Raw genomic sequence first — 24,221 nt, 5'->3', positions numbered from 1 at the left:
GGCAGCCCGTGCCCGTTGGACAGGAAACCGGAAGCAAAGTTTTGCGGACCGCGCCGAGGGGCGCCCTACAATAAGCTCCGTGCTCACCACGACAGGCAAGGCCATGCGTACAGAAACTTCCGTCACCGTCTACCGCCAGGACTACCAGCCCTACCCTTTCGATATACCGGAGGTTGCGCTGGCCTTCGACCTGGCCCCCGAAGCGACGACGGTGACCTCCCGCCTGACGGTTCGGCGACGCACGCCGGGCGATACGGCGCCGCTGAAGCTCGACGGCAGCGATCTGGAGCTCGTCTCCGTGTCGGTAGACGGCCGCCCATTGGAAGCCGCCGAATATACCGTCGACGAACATGCGTTGACGTTGCCCAACCTGGGGGCGAGCGCGTCGATAGAGATCGTCAGCCGTTGCCGGCCGGCCGCCAATTCCACGCTGATGGGCCTCTACGTGTCCGGGGGAAACTTTTTCACGCAATGCGAGGCCGAAGGATTTCGCCGCATTACCTGGTTCGCAGACAGGCCGGACGTCATGTCGCGTTATCGCGTCACGCTGCGCGCGGCGCCCGATTATCCCGTCTTGCTCAGCAATGGGAACTTGCTGGAGCACCGGACCCTGCCAGACGGCCGTGCGCAGGCCGTTTGGGAAGATCCGTTCCCGAAACCGTGCTATCTGTTTGCCCTCGTGGCCGGACGCCTCACGCATCGCGAAACCCGGGTGAATACCGCATCCGGCCGGGAAGTCCTGCTGCAGATTTACAGCGATCCTGGGGCCGAATCCAGGACGGAATGGGCACTTGAATCCTTGGTCCGCTCGCTACGCTGGGATGAAAGTCGGTTCGGACTGGAGCTGGATCTGGACCGCTTCATGGTGGTTGCCGTACGCGACTTCAATATGGGCGCCATGGAAAACAAAGGCTTGAATATTTTCAACGCCGCCTATGTCCTGGCCGATCCCGATACCGCCACCGATGCCAACTATGAAGCCATCGAGGCGGTCATCGGGCACGAATACTTTCATAACTGGACCGGCAACCGCGTCACTTGCCGCGATTGGTTCCAATTGAGCCTGAAGGAAGGACTGACCGTATTCCGCGACCAGGAATTCAGTGCCGACATGATGGCCCGGGACATGGATGCGCAAGCAGCGGCCAGCGCGCGGGCCGTCAAACGCATTGACGACGTCGTTACCCTGCGGGCCGCCCAGTTTCCGGAAGACGCCGGCCCAATGGCTCATCCCATCCGTCCGGAAAGCTACCAGGAAATCGGCAACTTCTATACTGCGACGGTTTACGAAAAGGGCGCCGAAGTTATCCGTATGCAACATACGCTGCTCGGCGAAGCGGGTTTCCGGGCCGGCATGGACGAATATTTCCGGCGCCACGACGGGCAGGCCGTCACCTGCGACGACTTCGTGGCCGCGATGGAATCCGTTTACGCGCGTCAGCATCCAGGCCGCGATCTGCAGGTATTCCGGCGCTGGTACAGCCAGGCAGGAACGCCGAGAGTGGCGGTGGAATTGAACTACGACGCGGCGGCACGCCGCTGCACCGTCACACTGGCGCAGCGTTGCGCGCCGGTGGGGGTCGAAAAAACCCATCCCAGCCCGGCTGGCAAGCAGCCTTTCCATATTCCCTTCGCGCTGGGTCTCCTGGACCGCGACGGCGCACCCATCCTGCTACGGCAGGACGGCAAGGAAGCCGCGACAGCGCTGCTGGAGTTCACCGAGGAGCGTCAGCAATGGGTTTTCGACGATATCCCCAGCAAACCCATTCCTTCCCTGCTGCGCGGTTTCTCCGCGCCCGTCATTGTGGAATACCCATGGAGCGACGCCGAGCTGGCGTTGCTGTCCGCGCACGATACCGACCCCTTCGCGCGCTGGGAAGCAGGACAGGAGCTGGCAACCCGCGAAATACTCGGCCTGACGGCGGCACGTCAGGCCGGCGCCGAAATGAAAGTCAGTGCAGGCTTTATCGCCGCCTGGCGTGCCTTGCTGGAAGACCCCCGCCTGGATGCCGCTTATCGGGCACGCGCGCTCTCGCTGCCGTCGGAGAAAACCCTCGCTGAACGCATGGCCGCGATAGATCCGCCGTCGCTGGCGTTCGCGCGCGATTTCCTGCGGGCGGAACTGGGCAAACAGTTGGCAGGGTCATGGCGCCAAGCCGTGGCGGCCTGCCAGACGCCCGGGCCCTATACTCCCGCGCCGGAACCCGCGGGCAAGCGCGCCTTGAAGAACATGGCATTAAGCCACCTGATGGCGGGGGGTGACGCCGATGCGGCGAAATCGGCGCTGGACCAATACGAACGGGCCGGCAACATGACGGACCGCCTGGGAGCCTTGACGGCACTGGTCAACCATGGGGACGAGGATGTCGCCACGCGGACCTTGAGCCAATTCTACGAACAATGGCAGCATGACCCGCTGGTCATCGACAAGTGGTTCGCATTGCAGGCGACGGCGCGCGCCACCACGGTAGAGACAGTACGGGGCTTGATGGCGCATCCCGCCTTCACCCTGCGCAATCCGAATCGTGCGCGCGCCCTGGTGTTCCAGTTCTGCCTGAATAACGCACGCGGCTTGCACGCCGCCGATGGCTCCGGCTACGTCTTCTGGGAAGAACAGGTTCTGGCACTGGATGCCCTGAACCCCGAAATCGCTGCGCGTCTGGCACGCGCAATGGATAACTGGTCCCGCTTCGTTCCGGCACTGCGCGGCCCCATGCGGGCATCGCTGGAGCGCGTGCGCGGCCACGCGGGCTTGTCCCGCAATGTCATGGAAATCGTATCCAAGGCACTCGAACTGGCTGCCTGAAATTATCTGCTCTAGGAGAATCCTTTGAAACGCAAAACCCTGACCCAGTATCTGGTCGAGCAGCAGCGCCAGGCGCAGGCGGTCGGCCCGGAAGTTCGCCTCCTTATCGAGGTGGTGGCCCGCGCCTGCAAGGCAATCAGCCATGCCGTCAGCAAAGGTGCGCTGGGTGGCGTGCTGGGCAGCCTGGACTCGGAAAATGTGCAGGGCGAAGTCCAGAAAAAACTGGATGTCATGTCCAACGAAGTCCTTCTCGAGGCCAACGAATGGGGCGGGCACCTCGCCGCAATGGCTTCCGAAGAGATGGAAACCATCCATCTGATTCCGAACCGTTACCCCAAAGGCGAATACCTGCTGCTATTCGATCCGCTGGACGGCTCTTCCAATATCGACGTCAATGTCTCGATCGGCACGATTTTCTCGGTATTGCGGGCACCGCACGAAGTGCATGGACAGCCTGTCACGGAAAAGGACTTCCTGCAGTGCGGCAAACAGCAGGTGGCGGCCGGCTATGCGGTCTATGGACCGCAGTCCATGCTGGTCCTGACGGTCGGCAATGGCGTCGTGGGCTTTACGCTGGATCGGGAGATGGGTTCCTGGGTGCTGACACATGAAAACATGCAGATTCCGCCGGACACCAAGGAATTCGCCATCAATATGTCGAATATGCGGCACTGGGCGCCGCCCGTGAAGCGCTATATAGACGATTGCCTGGCCGGCAAGACCGGTCCGCGGGGCAAGGACTTCAATATGCGCTGGGTCGCGTCGATGGTGGCGGATGTGCATCGCATCCTGACGCGCGGCGGCATCTTCATGTATCCCTGGGATGCGCGCGAACCCACCAAGCCGGGCAAGCTGCGCCTGATGTATGAAGCAAATCCCATGAGTTTCATCGTCGAGCAGGCGGGCGGTGCTTCCATCAACGGCAAGCAACGCATTCTGGACATCGAACCGAGCCAACTGCACGAACGCGTAAGCGTCATACTGGGATCGCGCAACGAAGTGGAAACCGTCGCGCACTATCATCGCGAGCACGACGCCGAGGCCTCCCGCTAGCACTATCCTGGCGAACAAAAACCGGCGCCTCGTTTCGCACGACGGCGCCGGTTTTTACCGGACGATGCGGATCCGGCCATTTCGGCCGTTTATTTGACCTGTTCGATCGACTTCACATCGTCCTTGTTGATCTGGACCTCCTTGCCATTTTGATCGTACTGGTACATCCCGGACTTCTTGTCGTACTCGGGCTTGTCGGGCGTCACGATCTGGGAACCATCCCGCGTATTCACGACGGACGGCGAAGAGCAGCCGGCCAGGATGGCGACGGTAGCGAGCGACATCGCGGTGAACTTCAGGGTCATGTCATCTCCTTGCGTAAAGGACATAACCAATTTAGCCAAGGGCGGACGCCATAGAGGTGACCGGATGTCGGCAAAATGCGAGTATCTGTTAACCGTCCCTGAAATACCAAGAAAAAAGGCCACCCGAGGGCAGCCTTGCAAACCGAATCCGAAATACGCTGCGATCAGTTGCCCAGCGTCAGGATGGTCGCGCCGGTGGTTTTGCGGGAGGCCAGGGCCGTCTGGGCCTCGCCTGCCTGGTCCAGCGAGTAGCGTTGGTCGATGCGCATGCGGATTTTCTTTTTCAGCACGAGATCGAACAGCTCATCCGAGGCGGCTTTCAGTTTGGCCGGCGTATTTACATGTATGCCGAGGGACGGCCGCGTCAGGTACAGGCAACCCTTTTGGTTCAGGATGCCCACATTGACGCCGGTAACCGGCCCGGACGCGTTGCCGAAACTGACCATCAAGCCACGCGGCTCGATGCAGTCCAGCGATATTTCCCAGGTGTCCTTGCCGACGCCGTCGTACACCACCGGCACCTTCTTCCCGCCGGTCAGTTCCAGCATGCGTTCGACGACGTTTTCGCGCGAATAATCGATGGTCTGCCACGCGCCATGTTCGCGAGCGAGTTCCGCCTTTTCCGGACTGGAGACCGTGCCGATCAGTTTCACGCCCAAAGCCCTGGCCCACTGGCAAGCGATCAAGCCCACGCCGCCCGCGGCCGCGTGGAAGAGAATGGTCTCGTGGCCTTGCAGGCGATATGTCTGGCGGAACAGATATTGCACGGTGAGGCCCTTGAGCATCATCGCGGCGGCCTCATCGAAGCCGATTCCCTTGGGCAATTTCACGACATTGATCGCTGGCACGTTGCGCATTTCGGCATAGGCGCCCAAGGGACTCTGGCCATACGCGACGCGATCGCCCTTTTTGATATGGCCGACTTCGCTGCCCACCGCTTCCACCACGCCCGCACCTTCGAAGCCCAGGCCGTGCGGCAACGGGTGCGGATACAGGCCTGTGCGATAGTAGATATCGATGAAATTCAAGCCGGCCGCATGCTGGCGCACGGTCACCTCGTTGGGCCCCGGCGGGGGTACCTCCACGTCAACCAACTTCAGGACTTCCGGGCCGCCATGGGCCTCCAGTTGGATTGCCTTGACTGTGTTGCTGGCCATACAACGCTCCTTTCTTTGCGTTCGTCGCGGTAAGAGGGTAAATCGTCAGACAGGAACCGGGCAGCGGGCGGCCCGGTCAATTCCGTTTTGCCGAAGTCGGCGCGGTGAGCACGAAGACGCCCGCCAGGACAAATGCCGTTCCGGCCAGTTGCCAGGCGGTGACCGGCTCGCCGAGAAACCAGAAGGCGAGAAATAGCACCGATACCGGGCCCAGCATACCCAGCTGAGCCGCCAGCGGCGGCCCGATGCGGGACACCGCGCTCATGATCATGAACACCGGCAAGACGGTATTGACGGTGGCATGGATCAGTGACAATCCATAAAAACCCGCGGGCTGAATCAGGGCGGAGGCCGGATGCAGCAGGAAAAACTGCACGAGGCAGGCAATGCTTGAAACCGACATCGCATAGGCGGTCAGGCGCATGGCTCCGACCCGCTTGACGAGTTCGCCCGAACCGATCAGATACAACGCATACGAGAACGCCGACGCGAAGACGAAGGCGGATCCCAAGAGGACGGCACCGCCATCCGTTTGCGACATATCGTGCGCGAATACCAGAACGACACCAAGATAGGACAGCAACAGCGCCAGCCACTGGCGGGCGGCAATCGGCCGCTTCAGCCAGAATGCCGTAATCAACAGCACCAGGGTCGGTGCCAGGAAAAGAATCAGCCGCTCCAGGCCCACACTGATGTAACGCAGCCCGAGAAAATCCAGGAAGCTCGACAGGTAATAGCCGATCAGGCCGAGCAGCACGACCTTCGCGCACTCCGCGCGCGTCAGGACCGGTATTTCGCCGCGCACGGCACGCCGCGACTGGCGCCATCCGATATAGGCAAAGAACGGCAGCGAAAAGAGCATGCGAAAAGCGATAAGCGTCACCGCGTCCACCCCGTACGCGTAGGTGAACTTGACGACGATAGCTTTGCCGGAAAAGAGGATGGCGCCCAAGGCGGCCAGGAAAAAACCGGCGGCGCGGCTGGAATAAGGCCCGGCGGCCGGTGTTGCGACGGTCGAATTCATGGCGGCGATTTTATGTGGCGGTCGGTGGTCTTTGCACGGCCTTTCTCTCGGCCCGAGTGCGCGACCGGAGAAGAAGCGGCGTGGCGGCGCCGCCACGCTGTCCGCCAGAAAGGCTCCTTGACAATAACTGCCTAAACAACTAATATTCGCTGCATGAACGACGAATCCACTGTCATGTCAGGCGAGTCCCCGCCTTACCGCTGCGACCGCACCCGGGTCGAGGACAATCCTGGCTACCTCATCCGTCTGGTCTTCAATTCCCTGAATCGGGCGTTGGACCAGGAGATGGCTCCGCTGGGGCTGACCGCAACCCAATGGCGCCCCGTGGCGATGGTGGCGCTGGGCCGGGCCGATACCGCTGCCGAGCTGGCCCGCCTGAACGAGGTGGACACCGGCGCGATGACGCGCACGCTGGACCGGCTCGAAGCCAAGAAGTTGCTGCGCCGCAAGCGCAGCGAACAGGACCGCCGTGTCGTGAAGATCGAACTTACCGAAGAAGGCGAAGCGATGGTGCGGGAGATCCCGGCCAACATCGCGCGCACACTCAACCACTACCTGCGCGGGTTCTCCGAACACGAAGTGGAACTGTTGACCCACTTCCTGCGTCGCATGCTGGCCAACGGTTCGGCACCGGTGCCCCCAGCCAAAGGTTGAGCATGGATCGCTTTTTTTCGCGCTAATAGCTGCCTAGTCAATAAGTAACTGGTCAATAAAATGACAAACTGCTTAATCCTATCCTGCCGCCACCGGACACCCTTGAAGCCACTTATCGCACGCTGACTCGTATGAAACGCCTATCGATCTTGCTATTGGCAATCGTCCTGAGCGGTTGCGCCTTCATGGAAAAAGGGCCCACGCCCGTGGCCGAGCTTACCGGTCAAAAGCTGGGCCTGGCCGAGACCGCCGCGGCCTGGCCCACCACGCAATGGTGGGAACGGTATGGCGACTCGCAACTCGACGCCCTGGTGCAGGAGGCATTGGCGAACAATCCCACAATGTCGGCCGCGCAGGCCCGGTTGGCGCAAGCCAATGCGGCAGTGGGAGGCGCCCGCGCCCCCCTGCTACCGCGCGTCGATGCGAACTATTCGCTGCAGCGGGAACATATCTCCAAGACCTATATCTACCCCGATCCGCTCGGCGGTTCGGTCCAGAGCGATAACAGTCTGGGACTGAATTTCAGCTACGAGCTGGACTTCTGGGGCAAGAATCGCTCCGCCCTGCAGGCCGCGCTATCGCGCGAACAGGCGGCGGAGGCCGATAAGCAGGCGGCGCGCACGATGTTGTCCAGCGCCATGGTGCAAAGCTACCTGAACCTGCAGAATGCGTTCGCGCAGCGCGACGTTCTTCAGCGCATCATCAAGCAACGCGACGACGCCCTGTCCATTACGCGGCAGCGTTTCAGCGCGGGGCTCGATACCCAGGTGGAAGTCAAGCAGGCGGAGTCCCAACTGGCTTCGGCCAAGGTGCAGTTGACGCAGATCGAGACGACGCTGGCGCAACTGCGCAACCAGGTGGCAGCCCTGGCAGGCGCCGGCCCGCAACGTGGGCAGACCTTGCAGGAAGCGCACTTGACCGCGCCGGCCGGCGGCGTCCCGGCCTCGATTCCGCTGGACCTGCTGGGACACCGGGCCGATGTCGTGGCCGCCCGCTGGCGCGCCGAGGCCGCGCGCCATACCATCGACGTCGCGAAGGCGGATTTCTACCCCAACGTCAATATCACTGCCTTCATCGGTTTCCAGGCGCTGGGCACCAACAACCTGCTGCAGGCGGCCAGCCATGCCGCGAATATCGGGCCCGCCATTTCACTGCCTATTTTTCATGGCGGCGAATTGAACGCCAACCTGGCCGGCCGCCGCGCCGACACGGATCTGGCGATATCGGACTACAACCAGACCGTGCTGGACGCCGTCCGGCAGACCGCCGACGCGTTGGACGCGCTGCGCCTGATCGGACGCGAGACGGCCGAACAGCGCCAGGCACGCGAATCCATCGACGCCGCCTACGACCTGGCCGTCAACCGCTACAAGGCCGGGCTGGGCAACTACCTGACCGTCCTGGTGGCACAGAACGAAGTGCTGACGCAGGCGCGACTGGAAACGGACCTGCGCTTCCGCACCTATAAGCTCGACGCGGACCTTGCCAACGCATTGGGCGGCGGCTACGTACCGGCGCCGGCCAACGCGGAACTCGCGCGCAACCAGGACAACCTGAATACCACTCGTTGAAAAAGAATCGGATTACGCCATGAACGCCCCTCAAAGCTCCAATCCCAAACGCAAGCGCCTGATGCTGATCGCAACGGGTGTGTTCGTGCTGGCCGCCATCGCATACGGCGCATGGTGGTGGCTGGTCGGCTCTCATTTCGAGAGCACGGACGACGCCTACGTGCACGGCAACCTGGTGCAGATCACGCCGCAGGTACCCGGCACGGTCATCGCCATCGAAGCCGACGACACGGAAACGATCGAAGCGGGCGCGCCGCTGGTGCGCCTGGATCCCTCGGATACCGACATCGCCCTGCAGCAGGCCGAAGCCAAACTGGCACAGACCGTGCGCCAGGTGCGGACGCTATACGTGCAGAACGATGCCCTGGCCGCCGATGTGGCGGTCCGCCAGGCCGACGTGGAGCGCGCGCAGGCCGATCTGACGCGCGCCCGCAGCGACCTCGCGCGCCGCCAAACGCTGGCCAAATCCGGCGGCGTGAGCGGCGAAGAGATCCTGCATGCCCAGACTACGCTGAAGTCCGCGGAATCCGGTCTGGCACAGGCGCGGGCCTCCCTGGAGGCGTCCAGGGCCAAGCTGGCCACCAACCAGGCGCTGACGCACGGCACCAGCGTCGAGAACCATCCGGACGTTCGCGAAGCCGAAGCCGAACTGCGCAATGCCTGGCTGGCGCAATCGCGCACGGTGTTGCCCGCTCCTGTCACCGGCATGGTGGCACGCCGCAGCGTCCAGGTGGGCCAGCGCGTGGCCCCGGGCAATACGCTGATGAACGTCGTGCCGTTGAACCAGCTGTGGGTGGAGGCCAACTTCAAGGAAGGACAACTGCGCGAGATGCGAGTGGGCCAGCCGGTCAAGCTGACCGCCGACCTGTACGGCGGCAGCGTGACCTACCACGGCACGGTGGTTGGCCTGGACGCCGGCACCGGCAGCGCTTTCGCCCTGCTGCCCGCACAGAACGCGACCGGCAACTGGATCAAGGTCGTCCAGCGGGTCCCCGTGCGCATCGCGCTGGATCCGCGGGAACTCAAGGCGCATCCCTTGCGTATCGGTCTGTCCATGGACGTCGAGGTCGACCTGAGCAAGCAGGATGGTCCCGCCGTCACGGAACAACCCCGCCGCGCCGAACCCGCGCTCGCCACCCGGGCCTTCGATCCGGACCGCAAACAGGTCGACGCCATGATCCAAAAAATCGTTAAAGAGAACCTCGTGCAATGAATCCCGCCAGCAATGCCGTGCCGGCCCGGTCCGAGGCGCCGCCAGCCCCTGCGGACCCGCAGCGCCCGGTCACCTATCCGCCCCTGGAGGGCAGCCTGCGGATCGTCGGCTCCATCGCCTTGTCGACGGCAGTGTTCATGAACGTGCTGGACACCTCCATTGCGAATGTCTCCATTCCGACGATCTCGGGGGATCTGGGCGTCAGCACCAGCCAGGGCACGTGGGTCATCACGTCATTCGCGGTCGCCAATGCCATTACCGTCCCGCTGACCGGCTGGTTGACGCAGCGCTTCGGCCAGGTGCGGCTGTTCGTGATCTCTACGCTGCTTTTCGTCGTGGCGTCATGGCTGTGCGGCTTCGCGCCCACGCTGGAAACGCTCATCGCCTTCCGGGTGCTGCAGGGCGCCGTCGCCGGCCCGATGATCCCGCTGTCGCAAACATTGATGCTGGCAAGCTTTCCGCGGAATAAGGCCGGCATGGCACTGGCCATATGGTCGATGACGACACTGGTCGCGCCCGTCGCCGGACCGCTGCTGGGAGGCTGGATCTCTGACAACTACTCCTGGCCCTGGATCTTCTATATCAACGTCCCGGTCGGACTGCTCGCCGCGTGGCTTAGCTGGCGCATCTACAAGGACCGCGAGTCGGTCACCCACAAGCTGCCCATCGACAAGACAGGCCTGGTCTTGCTGGTGGTCTGGGTGGGAGCACTGCAGATCATGCTGGACAAGGGCAAGGAACTGGATTGGTTCCAAAGCCCCACCATCATCGCTTTGGCCGTGACCACGGCGATCGCGTTCGTGTTCTTCATTATCTGGGAACTGACGGAAGCGCATCCCATCGTGGAGCTCAGGCTGTTCAAGGGACGCAATTTCACGATAGGCGCGGTCACGCTGGCCATCGCCTACGGGGTCTTCTTCGGTAACGTGGTGCTGCTGCCGCTATGGCTGCAAAGCAATATGAATTACACAGCCACCGACGCCGGTATCGTGACGGCGCCCGTGGGCATTCTGGCCATCGCGCTCACCCCGGTGGTCGGGCGCATGCTGGCCACGCGTGATCCGCGCCAGATCGTGACTTTCGCCTTCTGCGTCTTCGCGCTGGTCTGCTATATGCGCGCGAACTTCACGCCGCAGACGGACATGCAGGCGCTGATGATTCCCACCATCATCCAGGGCGCGGCCATGGCGGCTTTCTTCGTCCCATTGACGTCGATCACGCTGTCGGGCCTGGAACCGTGGCGCATCCCCGCGGCGGCCGGCTTGTCCAACTTCTGCCGCCTGACGGCCGGCGCTTTCGGCACCTCCATCGCGACCACGCTTTGGGAGAATCGCGCCACCCTGCACCATGCGCGCCTTACGGAAACGGCGACGCCAAGCTCGCCGGCCTATGAGCAGGTCATGCACGGACTGGCATCGGTCGGCATGTCGGCCGAGCAGGCGCTGAATGCGCTGAACGGCATGCTCAATACGCAGGCCTTCACGATGTCTGCCCTGGATGTTTTCTACGGCTCGGCGATCGTTTTCGTATTGCTGACCGGCCTGGTGTGGTTCGCGCGTCCCGTGCGGGCCAAGGATGCCGCCGCAGCAGAGGCAGCGGCGGGCGCTCACTGAGCGCGACCCGACACGGCACGGCGCCCCGGCTCGCATCGCGCGGCCCGGGGCGCCGTCGTTTCGTATCGAGGATCAGGAAACCAGCGTGCGCCAGTCGAGCTTGGGAATGATCCGATCGGACAAGGCGCTGTTCTGCGACAGGTTGAATACGTCGATTCCACGAGCCTTCAGCAACGCCGCTGCCTGCGAGAAGGACGGCTCGATCAGCCGGTCGAAATTACGCACCAGCCGGCTGTTTTCCGGTTGCGCTTCCTTGTAGAAACGGCGCGCTCCGGAAAAGCCGAGATCCAGGCCGTGCATGTAGATACGACCGACGCCGCCAGCGACCAGGATTTGCAGCGCGGCATAGGCCACCGTATCGGCGTCGAATACACCGCTGGCAAGGTCGAAGCTGTAGCCGAGCGAGCGTTGCGAATCGAACAGCGAAAGCGCCGGATTGGCCTTTGCCATCGCGGCGAGTTCGTCCGGCCTGAAATGCGGCAGGTAGGCGCGTTCCGATACGACCTCGATGACGCAGATGCGGCACTTGTAGCGCTCGGGCCATGGCATTCCCTGCACCATGTAGCGCAGCACATCCGGCGTGACGAACAAGGTCAGATCGCGTTCGACCACCTCGCGCATCAAGTCGATGCGGCGGCGGACGAAGTTCTGGTCGATCACGCAGTAATAGCGGAATGGGATGTCGAACTGGCGAGCCAGGGAGATGGACCCGTTGACGCCCATCGCGGCCCGCATGGGCAGGCGGTCGTACGGGATCTCCGCCACGGACGGGCCGCTGAGGATGACGTGCACCGCGTCGTGGTGTTCCGCAAAGGCCTGCTGCAGCGGCGTAATGGGCACGACATGGCGAAATGCCGAAAAAGCGTTGATGGCGCCCTGCGCGTCGCGTCCGATGGACACGTACGGCCACAGATGCCGGTTGTGCTGCATGCGGCGGCTGCGAAACAGCGAATAAAACTTGCGCCAGAAGCGATCGAGCGGTTTGTCACCTACGGTGCCGTCACTGGCGACAACGAGACTGCCGCCCTCAGGGAGCAGCGCTGTCTTCCCCGTCACCAGGGAATCCGCGTTGTCGGCAGCCAAACTTGTGGAAGATAACAATGCCAAACTCGAACGTGAGGGCGCAAACGTACAAAAATGTACGGCGCGATCGGAAAGTACCGGGGACGCAACGCATATCCATGCCGCCACCTGTAGCCAAACTATACCTTCGCATGCGCGTCAATAGTTTGAATTTCCGACGGAATTTACAAACTTCCGGCCGTCAGACCGGCCGCTGCGGCATATACGCCGCAGCCTAAAGAGGGACGGCATTACCATAGCACGGATCCCGCCCCCATGGCGGCGGAACATCCCCACCATCAAAAATTACCGCTTGTTGCGACCCTGAAAAGCGGGGGGCCGTGCGCCCTCCTGCCCTGGCGCCTACTGGGCAGCGAGCCGCTCCGCGACGGCGCGCCCCACTTCTTCCGTGCGAGCCTGCCCCTTCATATCGGGGGTGCGCGGGCCGTTTGCCAATACGTGCTCGATCGCCGATACCACCGCCGCGGCGGCTTCCGGGTAGCCGAGGAAATCCAGCATCAGCGCGCCGCTCCAGATCTGACCGATGGGATTGGCGATGCCCTTGCCGTAAATGTCCGGTGCGGATCCATGCACCGGTTCGAACAAGGACGGGAACTTGCGTTCCGGATTCAGGTTGGCCGAAGGTGCGATGCCGATCGTGCCGGTGCAGGCCGGTCCCAGGTCCGAAAGGATGTCGCCGAACAGATTCGAGGCCACCACGACGTCGAAGGTGTCCGGACGCTGGACGAAGTGGGCACACAGGATATCGATATGGAACTTGTCCCACCGCACGTCGGGATAGTGCTGCGCCATCTCGGCCACCCTTTCGTCCCACCACGGCATGGAAATCGAAATACCGTTGGATTTGGTCGCGGCCGTCAGGTGCTTGCCTCGTTTGCGCGCCAGTTCGAACGCGAACTTCAGCACCCGTTCGGCGCCGACGCGCGTGAACACGCTTTCCTGGATGACGATTTCCCGCTCCGTGCCGGCGAAAAGCTTGCCACCGCTGTTGGAATATTCCCCTTCGGTGTTCTCGCGGACGATGAAGAAATCGATATCGCCAGGCTTGCGATTGGCCAGGGGCGATACGACCCCCGGCATCAGCCGGACAGGACGCAGATTGATGTACTGGTCGAAATCGCGGCGGAACCGGAACAACGATCCCCACAGGGCTTCATGGTCCGGTACGGCGTCCGGCCAACCGATAGCGCCGAAGTAGATGGCCTCGTGGCCACCGATCTGCGCCGCCCAATCGTCCGGCATCATCTTCCCGTGCCGGGCGTAGTAATCGCAACTCCAGTCGAAGTGGTCCCACTGGAATTCGATACCGAACTTGCCGGCCGCGACGTCGAGCACGCGCAGCCCTTCCGGAACCACCTCCTTGCCGATACCGTCGCCGGGAATTACCGCGATCCTGTGTTTTTTAGCCACCGCCAAGTCTCCATGATCCGTTGGTTGGTCCAGATACGTGCGGGCATTATCGGATACAGCGGCGCGGCGCGGCAACCGCAACATACGACCGGTACCCGGCGCCGCGCCGGCCGGCTACTATGGAGGAATGGCGCTTGATGCCATTCATGCGCCGCTCAACCCAACTTTTTCGCGAACATCCATGTCGACCACCAGCCAATCCCACGCGCAGGATATCCGCCACCAGATCCACCCCTATACCAACGCGGTCAAGCATCGCAGCGTCGGTCCGCGCGTCATCGACCGCGGAGAGGGAATCTACGTCTACGACGACGAGGGCAACAAGTACCTGGAGGGAATGGCCGGCCTCTGGAGCGTGGCGGTGGGCTTCGGCGAACCCCGCCTGGTGCAGGCAGCCACCCAACAGATGGGCAAGCTGCCCTACTACCACACGTTCACGCACAAATCGAACGCGCCATCGATTGCCCTGGCCGAACGCCTGATCGGCTATACGCAGGGGCGGATGTCCGGGGCCTTCTTCACCAATTCCGGCTCTGAAGCGAACGATACGGTCATCAAGTTCGTCTGGTATTACAACAACGCGCTGGGCCGTCCCCTGAAGAAGAAAATCATCGCGCGCCAACGCGGCTATCACGGCGTGACGGTGGCCTCGGCCAGCCTTACCGGACTGGCCGGCAATCATCGCGATTTCGATCTGCCCCTGCCGCAGATGAAACACGTCTCGTGCCCCCACCACTACCGCCACGCCAATCCGGGCGAAACCGAGGAAGACTTTGCCACCCGGATGGCGGCCGAACTGGAAGCGTTTATCCTGCAGGAAGGCCCGGACACCGTCGCCGCCTTCATCGGCGAACCCGTCATGGGCGCGGGCGGCGTGATCGTACCCCCACGCACGTACTGGCCCAAGATACAGGCCGTGTGCCGGAAGTACGACGTATTGCTGATCGCCGACGAAGTCATCACCGGCTTCGGCCGGCTGGGCACGTTCTTCGGCAGCGACACCTATGGCATCGAACCGGACATCATGGTGCTGTCCAAGCAGATTACGTCCTCGTACATCCCCCTGGCGGCCGTCCTGGTGTCGCCCAAGGTGCATGAGACGATTGCCGAAAACAGCGGCCGTGTCGGGACGCTGGGTCATGGCTACACAGCCAGCGGCCATCCGGTGGCCACCGCCGTGGCGCTGGAAAACCTGAACATCATCGAGGAACGCGGCCTGGTGGAAAACGCCTTGCGCACGGGCGAAGTGCTGCAGCAGGAACTTCGCGCGCTGGCCGGCCATCCGCTGGTGGGCGAAGTGCGCGGCGTAGGCCTGATTGCCGGGGTGGAACTGGTGGCCGACAAGGCCGAGAAGCGGCCCTTCGAGCCGCTGGGCAAGGCCGGCGCCTATGCCTACGAACAGGCCCATGCGCATGGTCTGATCATTCGCGGGATCCAGGACACGGTGGCATTCTGCCCGCCGTTGATCATCACGCCGGACGAAGTGCGCGATATGGTGGCGCGCTTTGTCCGCACGCTGGAGGACGTCACGCGCTTCGTCGCCGCCTGAACTGCCTGCCACGCAGGCGCTGTGGCCGCGGCCCGCCAACGCCAGCCACGACGAGGCCGCCGGCGTCGCGCCCTAGCGTCGCCGGGACCCCAGCAGCGATCCCAGTACGCCACGCACCAGCTCGCGCGCGACAGAACGCATGGCGGTTTTCGCCATGGTCTGGACGACGCCATCGCGGCGACCGCCGCGCGGGCCCGTCGAACCGAACAGCACATCGTTCAACCCGTCCATCAGTCCGCCCTCGGCCGGCGGCGTCCCGCCGGGCGCCTCGGTGCCGGCGTGTCCGGGGGCGGCATCCGGCACGCCCGAGCCCGCCCCGCCATCGACCGGCGCAGCGGCACGACGGGCCAGGACTTCGTAGGCCGACTCGCGGTCGACCGCCCGCTCATATTTGCCCGCCACCGGCGAAGCCGCCCGCAGGGCATCGCGCTCCGCCCGCGTGGCCGGCCCGATGCGGCTGGCCGGCGGGACAAGCCACGCGCGTTGCGTGACGCCGGGACGCCCCTTGACGTCCAGCAGTGAAATCAACGCTTCTCCCACGCCCAGTTCGGCGATTGCCTGCTCCAGGTTCAGCTGCGGGTTGGCACGCATGGTCTGCGCGGCGGTTCGCACCGCTTTCTGGTCGCGCGGCGTGAACGCGCGCAGGGCATGCTGGATGCGATTGCCGAGCTGGCCCAGCACGGTGTCGGGAATGTCCAGCGGATTCTGCGTGACGAAATACACGCCGACGCCTTTGGATCGCACCAGACGCACGACCTGCTCGATCTTGTCCAGCAGCGCCTTGGGCGCATCCTGGAAGAGCAGGTGCGCTTCGTCGAAGAAAAACACCAGCCGGGGCTTGTCCGGGTCGCCGATCTCGGGCAGTTTTTCGTACAGTTCGGCCAGCAGCCACAGCAGGAAGATCGCATATAGCCGCGGCGCCTGCATCAGTTTATCCGCCGCCAGGATGCTGACCACGCCGCGCCCCTGCGCATCGACGCGCAGCAGATCGTCCATCTCCAGCATCGGTTCGCCGAAGAACGCCTGTGCGCCCTGCGATTCCAGCCGGAGCAAGCCGCGCTGGATGGCGCCCACGGTGGCGGCGGAGACGTTGCCATACCGTGTTTTCAGCGACGGCGCACGATCCGCGACGTCCTGCAGCATCGCGCGCAAATCCTTCAGGTCCAACAGCAGTTGGCCTTCGTCATCGGCAACTTTGAACGTCAGGGCCAGCACGCCTTCCTGGGTATCGTTGAGCTCCAGCATGCGGGAAAGCAGCAGCGGACCCATATCGGAGACGGTCGCGCGCACCGGGTGGCCCTGTTCTCCGAATACGTCCCAGAGCACCACCGGCGCGGCGCCCCAGACCGGTTCTGGCAGCCCCAGGGAGTCCAGGCGTTCACGCAGTTTCGGGGTGGCGCTGCCCATCTGCGAGATACCCGTCAGGTCGCCCTTGACGTCGGCCAGGAAGACGGGCGTGCCGATGCGCGAGAATTGCTCCGCCAGGACTTGCAAGGTGACGGTCTTGCCGGTGCCGGTAGCGCCAGTGATACAACCGTGCCGGTTCGCCATGGCGGGAAGCAGCCCCAGGTCCTGGCCGTCGTGCCGGGCGACTCGCAAGGGAGGAACGGATGTGGCGGTGTCGGACATGGCGATCTCCAGATGGTGTTTGCGGCGTCGGCGCGGCCATTCTCCGCCGCGCCGCGCGCCAGCGCAACACACCCGGATCACCGCGCGGCAGAAGCGGCACGGTAAAATACCCATCTTTGCCTCACTCTTATTCGGAAAGCCATGGCCGGACACAGTAAATGGGCCAATATTCAGCACCGCAAGGGCCGCCAGGACGCCAAGCGCGGCAAGCTGTGGACCAAGATCATCCGTGAAATCACCGTTGCGGCACGTGCCGGCGGAGCCGATCCGGAAAGCAACCCGCGCTTGCGGCTGGCCTGGGACAAGGCCACCGACGCCAACATGCCCAAGGACAACATCCAGCGCGCCATCCAGCGCGGCGCGGGCGGCGCGGACGGCGACAACTACGAGGAAGTGCGCTACGAAGGCTATGGCGTGGGCGGCGCGGCGGTCATCGTCGACTGCATGACCGACAACCGCACTCGCACGGTCGCGGAGGTGCGCCATGCGTTCGCCAAGAACGGCGGCAACCTGGGCCAGGAGGGCTCGGTGGCGTTCATGTTCAAGCACTGCGGCCAGTTCATTTTCGCGCCCGGCACGCCCGAGGACAAAGTGATGGAAACCGCCCTGGAAGCCGGCGCCGAAGACGTCGTAACGGACGCCGAAGGCGTGATCGAAGTCATCTGCGCGCCGGCCGACTACGCGGCGCTGCGCCAGGCCTTCGAAGCCGCCGGTCTGAAGGCCGAGATGGACGGCGTCATCATGAAGGCGTTGAACGAAACCGAGCTCGCGGGCGAGGACGCCGTCAAGATGCAAAAGCTGCTCGATGCGCTGGAAGGGCTGGATGATGTGCAGGAGGTCTATACCACCGCCATCCTCGATGAAACCGGCGCCTGATCTCCCTGGGCCTGCCGCGCGCGGGTCTCCCTTCTCGTGGCGCCGCCACGGCGCTCCCCGGCGCAGTCCCCACGCGTTTATCTTTATCAGCCATTCACTATGAAACTCCTGGTTATCGGTTCGGGCGGCCGCGAACATGCCCTCGCCTGGCGTCTGGCGCAGTCGCCGCGCGTGCATAAGATTTATGTCGCCCCCGGCAACGGCGGCACGCAGCACGACAGCCTGCAAAACGTGCCCTTGACCCAGGCGGAAGAACTGGCGGACTTCGTCCAGCGCGAAGGGATATCGCTTACCGTGGTCGGGCCTGAGGCGCCCCTGGCCGCGGGCGTCGTCGATGTATTCCGCTCGCGCGGCCTGAAAATCTTCGGTCCTACCAAAGCCGCCGCGCAGCTGGAAAGCTCTAAGGACTACGCCAAGGCCTTTATGGTGCGGCACAACATTCCCACCGCTCGGTACCAGACCTTCACCGACCCCGCGCTGGCGCACGCCTATATCGACCAGGAAGGCGCCCCCATCGTGATCAAGGCCGACGGTCTGGCCGCCGGCAAGGGTGTGGTGGTCGCGACCTCGCTGGAAGAGGCGCACACGGCCGTCGACGCCATGCTGGGCGATGGCTCGCTGGGCACTGCCGGGGCCCGCGTGGTCATCGAGGAATGCCTGGAAGGCGAAGAAGCGAGCTTCATCGTCATGGTCGACGGACGCAATGTGCTGGCATTGGCGACCAGCCAGGACCACAAGCGGCTGAAGGACGGCGACCAGGGGCCCAACACCGGCGGTATGGGCGCCTATTCGCCGGCACCGGTGGTGACGCCGGAGCTGCACCATCGCATCATGCGGGAAGTCATCCTGCCCACGGTCCAGGGCATGGCGCGCGACGGCCTGCCGTATACGGGTTTTCTTTATGCCGGCCTGATGATCGCGGCCGGCGACGATCCGGACCGCCCGATCAAGGTACTGGAGTTCAACTGCCGCATGGGCGATCCGGAAACGCAACCGATCATGATGCGGATCAAAAGCGACTTCGTCGATGTGCTGGAACATGCCATTGCCGGAACGCTGAACCAGGCGGATATCGTCTGGGACCGGCGCACCGCCCTGGGCGTGGTGCTGGCGGCACACAACTATCCTGGTACGCCACGTACCGGCGACGTGATTGCCGGCTTGCCGGAAGACGCCGCGGATTGCATGGTGTTCCACGCTGCCACGCAATTGGACGGTGATCAGGTCAAGACCTCGGGTGGTCGCGTCCTGTGCGTAACGGCCCTGGGGGATTCGGTACGCATGGCCCGCGAGCGCGCTTACGAAACCGTGGACCGGGTCGTGTTCGATGGCCGCCAGTACCGTACCGATATCGGCTGGCGCGCCCTCAAACGCGTACCGCCCAAACCGAAAACAAGCACTTGAAATGAACGCCGCATCCGCATCCCTTCTTCCCTTCGAATCCGCCGTTGAGTCGGCCAGGGACTACTTCGCCAACCTGCAGGCGCGCATCGTCGCAGCCCTGGAGCAGGCGGACGGCACCGCCTTCCGTACGGATGCATGGGAAAGACCGGAAGGCGGCGGCGGTGTATCGCGGATGCTGGAAGGCGGGTCGGTGTTCGAACGCGCGGCCGTGCTGTTCAGTCATGTCACGGGTCAGAACCTGCCGCCTTCGGCCAGCGCGCGGCGCCCGGAGCTGGCCGGCCGGCCCTGGCAGGCGATGGGCGTATCGCTGGTGCTGCATCCACGCAATCCCTATGTGCCCACCGTGCACATGAATGTTCGGCTTTTTGTTGCGCCGGCGCGCCACAGCGGCGAGACATCCGCATTCTGGTTCGGTGGCGGCATGGACCTGACTCCCTACTACGCCTTCGAAGAGGATGCCCGCCATTTCCACCGCACCTGCCGCGACGCGCTCGCGCCGCATGGTGAAGACTATTATCCCCGTTTCAAAAAGTGGTGTGACGAGTACTTCTATCTGAAGCATCGTTCCGAAACGCGCGGTATCGGCGGCGTATTCTTCGACGACCTGGCCGAACCCGGATTCGACGCCTGCTTTGCCCTGGTCCGCGATGTCGGGGATGCCTTCCTCCCTGCCTATATGCCCATCGTGGAGCTGCGCAGGAACGAACCGTACGGCGAGCGTGAGCGTGCCTTCCAGGCCTACCGCCGAGGCCGCTACGTCGAATTCAATCTGGTCTATGACCGCGGCACCCTGTTCGGCCTGCAGTCCGGCGGCCGGACAGAATCCATACTTTTGTCGATGCCCCCCGTCGCCAACTGGCGCTACGACTGGAAACCCGACCCGGGCACGCCGGAAGCTGCCCTCGCCGCCTTTCTTGTGCCCCGGGACTGGCTTTGAAACGCATCGGCTTGCTGGGTGGCAGCTTCGACCCCGTGCATGTGGCCCATCTCGCGCTGGCGCACGCGGCACTGGATGCTCTGGACCTGGCACAAGTCCAGTTGATTCCCGCGGCCGCGCCCTGGCAAAGAGGGCCGCTGCGGGCGACACCGTCGCAACGCTGCGACATGATCCGCCTGGCCATTGCCGATGAACCCGGGATCGTATTGAATACCGCCGAAATCGACCGCGGCGGCCCCACCTACACCATCGATACCGTGCGCGGCCTGCCGGCGGAGCATCGCTATGTATGGCTGCTCGGCGCGGATCAGCTGGCCAATTTCTGCACCTGGCGGGAATGGCAGGCCATTGCGGACGGCGTGGACCTGGCCGTGGCCACGCGCCCCGGGATCCCCCTGGAGCCGCCGGCGCGGCTCCAACACCATCTGGCGGTGCAGCAACGTGGCGTAGAGATAGTCCCTTTCGCGGAAATGCCTGTTTCCGCATCGGCGATCCGGGATCGCCTGGCACATGATTTGCCGGTCGATGGACTGGTCGCCGAACCGGTATATCGATACATCCGTGCCCACCGTCTCTACCATGACTGAGGAATAGCCCTCGTCCAACGGCGGAGCAGCATCCACGACCCGAAATACGCGGGCGGCGGTTATAGTTGCGACATGGAAATACAGAAACTACAACGCGCTGTCATTGACGCCCTTGAAGACGTCAAGGCGCAGGATATCAAGGTCTTCAATACCACCCATCTGACCAGCCTGTTCGATCGGGTCGTCATTGCCAGCGGCACGTCGAACCGGCAGACCCGCGCCCTGGCCTCCAGTGTGGCGAACCGCGGCCGCGCCCTGAAATTGTCGGTCACCGTCGAAGGCGAAGACACGGGCGAATGGGTAGTTATCGATCTCGGCGACATCGTTGTCCATGTCATGCAGCCGGCGATACGCGAGTACTACAACCTGGAAGAAATCTGGGGCGGCAAGCCCGTCCGGGTCAAGCTGCTGCCGCAGTCCTCGCGCGCGGCCCTGTCCGGCGCCACCTACGACGAAGACGATATCTGAACCGGCAAGGCGCCACACGATGAATGCCCTGGCCGCCCTCGGAATCCGCACACCGTGAAGCTCGTCGTCGTCGCCGTCGGCAACCGCATGCCGGCCTGGGTCCAAACCGCGTGGGACGACTATGCCCGCCGGCTGCCCGCCGATTGCGCGCTCGAACTGCGGGAGATCAAACCCGAACCGCGCACCACCGGCAAGACCACGGCGCAGATGATGGCGGCGGAAGCCAAGCGCATAGAGGCAGGTGCGCCGCCCGGCGCGTTGAGGATCGCCCTCGACGAACGTGGACGCGACCTGACGACGGCTGCACTGGCGAAGACGCTCGAGCAGTGGCGCGGGCAGGGCCGTGACGTCGCGCTTTTGGTGGGCGGGCCTGACGGGTTGGACGCAACGCTGAAAGCCTCCTGCGACGGTTTGATCCGCCTGTCTTCGCTGACCCTGCCGCACCCGATGGTGCGCGTACTGCTTGCGGAACAGATCTACCGCGCATGGGCGATCCTGAGCAATCATCCTTATCACCGCGCGTGAACCCCGCGCACGCCACCATGTCTTCCGATCGAGCTCCCGCCCCCCGCTTGTACCTTGCCTCGGCCAGCCCCCGCCGGCGCGAATTGCTCATGCAAATCGGCCTGCCGCATCGCGTGCTGGACGTGCCCTCGCCTCCGGGCGAGGACGAGCCGCAACACGCGGGCGAGCCGGCAACCGATTACGTCCGCCGAACCGCTCGTGAAAAAGCGGTCCGGGGCGAGCAATACCGGCAGGACATGAATCTACCGCACCTGCCCTTGCTGGCCGCCGATACAACCGTCATCCTGGATGGGGAGGTCCTGGGCAAGCCGGCCGACCGCGATCACGCCATTCATATGCTGACGCGGCTCTCCGATTCCCGCCACGAGGTTCACACTGCCGTCGCACTGTTCGCGCACGACCGCTTGCACGAAAAGGTCTCGGTTACGCAAGTATGGATGCGGCCGCTGGACCCCGGCGAGGTCCGCCGCTATTGCGACAGCGGAGAACCGTACGGCAAGGCAGGGGCCTATGGCATCCAGGGGCTGGCAGCCGCGTTCATCGAGCGCATCGACGGCAGCTACACCGGCGTGATGGGATTGCCCCTGTTCGAAACCGCGGCGCTGCTGCGGCGCGTCGATATCGCCTTGCCTTAAAAACCACATGCCCTGGCGCGGTTCGCGCGCCAGGGCATGTCATAACCGCTATGGGTGCCGGAAGCGGCGCGCCCGGCCTGTGCGGGGCTTAGCGCCCCGCCGCCACGGCCGGTTGGGGAGGTGCCGCCTGCCGGGGATTGCCGTTCAGCGCGGCATCCAGCGCGGCCTTGTCCAACTGGCCTTCCCAACGGGCAACGACCACGGACGCCGTGGCATTGCCGACCAGATTCGTCAGCGCGCGGCACTCGGACATGAAGCGGTCCACACCGAGAATCAAGGCCATGCCGGCGATCGGCAGGCTGGGCACGACCGACAGCGTGGCGGCCAGCGTGATAAAGCCGGAGCCCGTAACGCCTGCAGCTCCTTTCGAACTGAGCATGGCCACCAGCAGCAAAAGCACTTGGTCGCCCAGAGACAGATGGATGTCGCAAGCCTGGGCGATGAACAGCGCCGCCATGGTCATGTAAATATTGGTGCCGTCCAGATTGAACGAATACCCCGTCGGCACCACCAACCCGACCACGGACTTGGAGCAGCCGGCGCGCTCCATCTTTTGCATCAGGCTGGGCAGCGCGGCCTCGGACGAGCTGGTGCCGAGCACAAGCAGGAGTTCCTCGCGGATATAGCGAACCAGCTTGATGATGGAGAAACCGTTGTAGCGCGCCACGAGGCCGAGCACGACAACCACGAAAAGAATCGCGGTTCCGTAGAACGTACCGACCAGTGCCGCGAGGTTTATCACCGACCTGATGCCGTATTTGCCGATGGTAAAAGCCATCGCACCGAAAGCCCCGATGGGGGCGGCGCGCATCAGTATCGCAACCATCTTGAAGACGGGATGCGCCACTGCGTTCAGCAGATCCAGCACCGGCTTGCCGCGGTCGCCGACCAGGGCCAGCGCGACGCCGAACAGAACCGACACGAACAGCACCTGGAGGATGTCGCCCGTGACGAAGGGCCCGGCCAGCGAGCTGGGGATCACATTCATCAGGAAGCCGGTGATGGTGCTGTCATGCGCCTTGGTGACGTAATCGGCAACAGCCTTGTTATCCAGTGTCTGCGGATTAACGTGCATGCCTGCGCCGGGCTGGACAATGTGGCTGACCACCATGCCGACGATCAACGCGACTGTGGAAAAGACCAGAAAATACGCGAAGGCCTTGCCCGCGACACGACCGACACGCTTCAGGTCGTTCATTCCCGCGATCCCGGTACTGACCGTGAGGAAGATGACGGGAGCAATGATCAACTTGACCAGCTTGATAAAGCCGTCACCCAGTGGGCGCATCGCCTCCGCTGTCTCAGGCTTGTAGTAGCCCAGCAAGATACCGATGACGATTGCGACTAACACCTGCACATACAGAATCTGATAAAACTTCTGCTTCCGCGGTACTGCGGTCTGATCTATTTCGATCATTGCTCATCCACTTGTTTTTTCATCAGGCGACTGCAAGGCTACGAACATCGCGCCCACACCGTAAGCGCGAATTATCGCACTCCACGCAAGCCCCTAGGCCGTGAAACTCCGGAAAACTGAATTCCGCGAAAGCCGTTTCCTGGCACCAGACAAGTCATCCGGCGCGGTTCGATCTGGAGGGAGCTGCCGCCACATAAAGCAAAACCCCGCTGGAGTATCCAGCGGGGTTTTGGGGATAAGAGCCTGACGATGACCTACTTTCACAGACGTCCGTCCACTATCATCGGCGCGAAGGCGTTTCACTG

The 24,221-nt window shown here is 63.5% G+C and carries 21 protein-coding genes; 14 read left to right on the top strand and 7 right to left on the bottom strand.

Annotated elements, in window-relative coordinates:
* The first annotated feature begins 103 nt into the window (after positions 1-103).
* Both pepN and ACO1P8_RS19870 read left to right on the top strand, forming a co-directional pair.
* Positions 104-2,806, top strand: coding sequence for an aminopeptidase N (pepN, locus tag ACO1P8_RS19875; protein WP_486297605.1), 2,703 nt, complete (start codon positions 104-106; stop codon positions 2,804-2,806).
* A gap of 24 nt (positions 2,807-2,830) precedes the next feature.
* Positions 2,831-3,859, top strand: a complete 1,029-nt coding sequence (locus ACO1P8_RS19870) for a class 1 fructose-bisphosphatase (protein ID WP_486297604.1) — start codon at positions 2,831-2,833, stop codon at positions 3,857-3,859.
* A gap of 89 nt (positions 3,860-3,948) precedes the next feature.
* Here ACO1P8_RS19870 and ACO1P8_RS19865 read toward each other — a convergent pair whose 3' ends face one another.
* The 3 genes from ACO1P8_RS19865 to ACO1P8_RS19855 form a co-directional block, all read right to left on the bottom strand.
* Entirely contained in the window at positions 3,949-4,164 is a 216-nt protein-coding gene (locus ACO1P8_RS19865) for a YgdI/YgdR family lipoprotein (protein WP_486297603.1), read from the bottom strand.
* A 164-nt stretch (positions 4,165-4,328) separates the two neighbouring features.
* Positions 4,329-5,321: a quinone oxidoreductase family protein gene (locus ACO1P8_RS19860; RefSeq protein WP_486297602.1), complete on the bottom strand. Its 993-nt coding sequence runs from the start codon at positions 5,319-5,321 to the stop codon at positions 4,329-4,331.
* Between the two features lie 76 nt (positions 5,322-5,397).
* Complete coding sequence (locus ACO1P8_RS19855; RefSeq protein ID WP_486297653.1) at positions 5,398-6,345, bottom strand: DMT family transporter; 948 nt, start codon at positions 6,343-6,345, stop codon at positions 5,398-5,400.
* A 174-nt stretch (positions 6,346-6,519) separates the two neighbouring features.
* Here ACO1P8_RS19855 and ACO1P8_RS19850 point away from each other — a divergent pair, with 174 nt between their 5' ends.
* From ACO1P8_RS19850 to ACO1P8_RS19835, 4 genes are all read left to right on the top strand, one after another.
* Entirely contained in the window at positions 6,520-6,999 is a 480-nt protein-coding gene (locus tag ACO1P8_RS19850; RefSeq protein WP_486297601.1) for a MarR family winged helix-turn-helix transcriptional regulator, read from the top strand.
* Between the two features lie 131 nt (positions 7,000-7,130).
* Positions 7,131-8,570 carry an efflux transporter outer membrane subunit gene (locus ACO1P8_RS19845; RefSeq protein ID WP_486297600.1) on the top strand — a complete coding sequence of 480 codons (1,440 nt, stop codon included), beginning with the start codon at positions 7,131-7,133 and terminating at the stop codon, positions 8,568-8,570.
* 19 nt (positions 8,571-8,589) lie between these two features.
* The gene (locus tag ACO1P8_RS19840) at positions 8,590-9,783 is read left to right on the top strand and encodes an EmrA/EmrK family multidrug efflux transporter periplasmic adaptor subunit (protein ID WP_486297599.1); all 1,194 of its coding nucleotides are present in this window, start codon (positions 8,590-8,592) and stop codon (positions 9,781-9,783) included.
* Positions 9,780-11,396, top strand: a complete 1,617-nt coding sequence (locus ACO1P8_RS19835; RefSeq protein ID WP_486297598.1) for a DHA2 family efflux MFS transporter permease subunit — start codon at positions 9,780-9,782, stop codon at positions 11,394-11,396. The genes ACO1P8_RS19840 and ACO1P8_RS19835 overlap by 4 nt, the downstream gene beginning before the upstream one ends.
* A 72-nt stretch (positions 11,397-11,468) precedes the next feature.
* On the opposite strand, the gene ACO1P8_RS19830 is transcribed toward ACO1P8_RS19835, so the two are convergent.
* Entirely contained in the window at positions 11,469-12,587 is a 1,119-nt protein-coding gene (locus ACO1P8_RS19830) for a hypothetical protein (protein WP_486297597.1), read from the bottom strand.
* A gap of 234 nt (positions 12,588-12,821) precedes the next feature.
* Positions 12,822-13,889 carry a tartrate dehydrogenase gene (locus tag ACO1P8_RS19825; protein ID WP_486297596.1) on the bottom strand — a complete coding sequence of 356 codons (1,068 nt, stop codon included), beginning with the start codon at positions 13,887-13,889 and terminating at the stop codon, positions 12,822-12,824.
* 181 nt (positions 13,890-14,070) lie between these two features.
* Here ACO1P8_RS19825 and ACO1P8_RS19820 point away from each other — a divergent pair, with 181 nt between their 5' ends.
* Positions 14,071-15,438 carry an aspartate aminotransferase family protein gene (locus ACO1P8_RS19820; protein ID WP_486297595.1) on the top strand — a complete coding sequence of 456 codons (1,368 nt, stop codon included), beginning with the start codon at positions 14,071-14,073 and terminating at the stop codon, positions 15,436-15,438.
* 72 nt (positions 15,439-15,510) lie between these two features.
* Here the strand turns inward: ACO1P8_RS19820 and ACO1P8_RS19815 are convergent, their stop codons facing one another.
* On the bottom strand, positions 15,511-17,067 hold the full coding sequence (locus ACO1P8_RS19815; RefSeq protein ID WP_486297594.1) for a helicase HerA-like C-terminal domain-containing protein: 1,557 nt from the start codon (positions 17,065-17,067) through the stop codon (positions 15,511-15,513).
* A gap of 141 nt (positions 17,068-17,208) precedes the next feature.
* Between ACO1P8_RS19815 and ACO1P8_RS19810 the strand changes: the two genes are divergently transcribed.
* The 7 genes from ACO1P8_RS19810 (at position 17,209) to ACO1P8_RS19780 (ending at position 22,499) form a co-directional block, all read left to right on the top strand.
* On the top strand, positions 17,209-17,943 hold the full coding sequence (locus tag ACO1P8_RS19810) for a YebC/PmpR family DNA-binding transcriptional regulator (protein ID WP_486297593.1): 735 nt from the start codon (positions 17,209-17,211) through the stop codon (positions 17,941-17,943).
* Positions 17,944-18,042: 99 nt separating this feature from the next.
* Entirely contained in the window at positions 18,043-19,347 is a 1,305-nt protein-coding gene (gene purD, locus ACO1P8_RS19805) for a phosphoribosylamine--glycine ligase (protein ID WP_486297592.1), read from the top strand.
* Position 19,348: 1 nt separating this feature from the next.
* Positions 19,349-20,284: an oxygen-dependent coproporphyrinogen oxidase gene (hemF, locus tag ACO1P8_RS19800; RefSeq protein WP_486297591.1), complete on the top strand. Its 936-nt coding sequence runs from the start codon at positions 19,349-19,351 to the stop codon at positions 20,282-20,284.
* Positions 20,281-20,871: a nicotinate (nicotinamide) nucleotide adenylyltransferase gene (nadD, locus tag ACO1P8_RS19795; protein ID WP_486297590.1), complete on the top strand. Its 591-nt coding sequence runs from the start codon at positions 20,281-20,283 to the stop codon at positions 20,869-20,871. Before hemF ends, nadD begins: the two co-directional genes overlap by 4 nt.
* A 72-nt stretch (positions 20,872-20,943) precedes the next feature.
* Positions 20,944-21,339 carry a ribosome silencing factor gene (gene rsfS, locus ACO1P8_RS19790; RefSeq protein ID WP_486297589.1) on the top strand — a complete coding sequence of 132 codons (396 nt, stop codon included), beginning with the start codon at positions 20,944-20,946 and terminating at the stop codon, positions 21,337-21,339.
* A 54-nt stretch (positions 21,340-21,393) separates the two neighbouring features.
* Positions 21,394-21,864 (top strand): 23S rRNA (pseudouridine(1915)-N(3))-methyltransferase RlmH, encoded by a 471-nt coding sequence (gene rlmH / locus ACO1P8_RS19785; protein WP_486297588.1) that lies wholly within the window; start codon positions 21,394-21,396, stop codon positions 21,862-21,864.
* Positions 21,865-21,881: 17 nt separating this feature from the next.
* Positions 21,882-22,499, top strand: coding sequence for a Maf family protein (locus ACO1P8_RS19780; RefSeq protein WP_486297587.1), 618 nt, complete (start codon positions 21,882-21,884; stop codon positions 22,497-22,499).
* A gap of 88 nt (positions 22,500-22,587) precedes the next feature.
* Here ACO1P8_RS19780 and ACO1P8_RS19775 read toward each other — a convergent pair whose 3' ends face one another.
* On the bottom strand, positions 22,588-23,916 hold the full coding sequence (locus ACO1P8_RS19775; protein ID WP_486297586.1) for a dicarboxylate/amino acid:cation symporter: 1,329 nt from the start codon (positions 23,914-23,916) through the stop codon (positions 22,588-22,590).
* Positions 23,917-24,221 lie beyond the last annotated feature (305 nt).

This window comes from Bordetella sp. (genome assembly GCF_057362025.1).
Note: the sequence above shows the minus strand (reverse complement) of the source record. Positions and strands in the feature narration are given on the sequence as shown.

What these genes read in the sequence shown, in the direction of transcription:
- ACO1P8_RS19815 (WP_486297594.1), bottom strand. Translation starts at nt 17,067, where the DNA reads ATGTCCGACACCGCCACATCCGTTCCTCCCTTGCGAGTCGCCCGGCAC.
- ACO1P8_RS19810 (WP_486297593.1), top strand. Translation starts at nt 17,209, where the DNA reads ATGGCCGGACACAGTAAATGGGCCAATATTCAGCACCGCAAGGGCCGC.
- hemF (WP_486297591.1), top strand. Translation starts at nt 19,349, where the DNA reads ATGAACGCCGCATCCGCATCCCTTCTTCCCTTCGAATCCGCCGTTGAG.
- purD (WP_486297592.1), top strand. Translation starts at nt 18,043, where the DNA reads ATGAAACTCCTGGTTATCGGTTCGGGCGGCCGCGAACATGCCCTCGCC.
- ACO1P8_RS19855 (WP_486297653.1), bottom strand. Translation starts at nt 6,345, where the DNA reads ATGAATTCGACCGTCGCAACACCGGCCGCCGGGCCTTATTCCAGCCGC.
- ACO1P8_RS19775 (WP_486297586.1), bottom strand. Translation starts at nt 23,916, where the DNA reads ATGATCGAAATAGATCAGACCGCAGTACCGCGGAAGCAGAAGTTTTAT.
- pepN (WP_486297605.1), top strand. Translation starts at nt 104, where the DNA reads ATGCGTACAGAAACTTCCGTCACCGTCTACCGCCAGGACTACCAGCCC.
- ACO1P8_RS19780 (WP_486297587.1), top strand. Translation starts at nt 21,882, where the DNA reads ATGTCTTCCGATCGAGCTCCCGCCCCCCGCTTGTACCTTGCCTCGGCC.
- ACO1P8_RS19860 (WP_486297602.1), bottom strand. Translation starts at nt 5,321, where the DNA reads ATGGCCAGCAACACAGTCAAGGCAATCCAACTGGAGGCCCATGGCGGC.
- ACO1P8_RS19845 (WP_486297600.1), top strand. Translation starts at nt 7,131, where the DNA reads ATGAAACGCCTATCGATCTTGCTATTGGCAATCGTCCTGAGCGGTTGC.
- rsfS (WP_486297589.1), top strand. Translation starts at nt 20,944, where the DNA reads ATGGAAATACAGAAACTACAACGCGCTGTCATTGACGCCCTTGAAGAC.
- ACO1P8_RS19840 (WP_486297599.1), top strand. Translation starts at nt 8,590, where the DNA reads ATGAACGCCCCTCAAAGCTCCAATCCCAAACGCAAGCGCCTGATGCTG.
- ACO1P8_RS19820 (WP_486297595.1), top strand. Translation starts at nt 14,071, where the DNA reads ATGTCGACCACCAGCCAATCCCACGCGCAGGATATCCGCCACCAGATC.
- ACO1P8_RS19835 (WP_486297598.1), top strand. Translation starts at nt 9,780, where the DNA reads ATGAATCCCGCCAGCAATGCCGTGCCGGCCCGGTCCGAGGCGCCGCCA.
- ACO1P8_RS19850 (WP_486297601.1), top strand. Translation starts at nt 6,520, where the DNA reads ATGTCAGGCGAGTCCCCGCCTTACCGCTGCGACCGCACCCGGGTCGAG.
- ACO1P8_RS19865 (WP_486297603.1), bottom strand. Translation starts at nt 4,164, where the DNA reads ATGACCCTGAAGTTCACCGCGATGTCGCTCGCTACCGTCGCCATCCTG.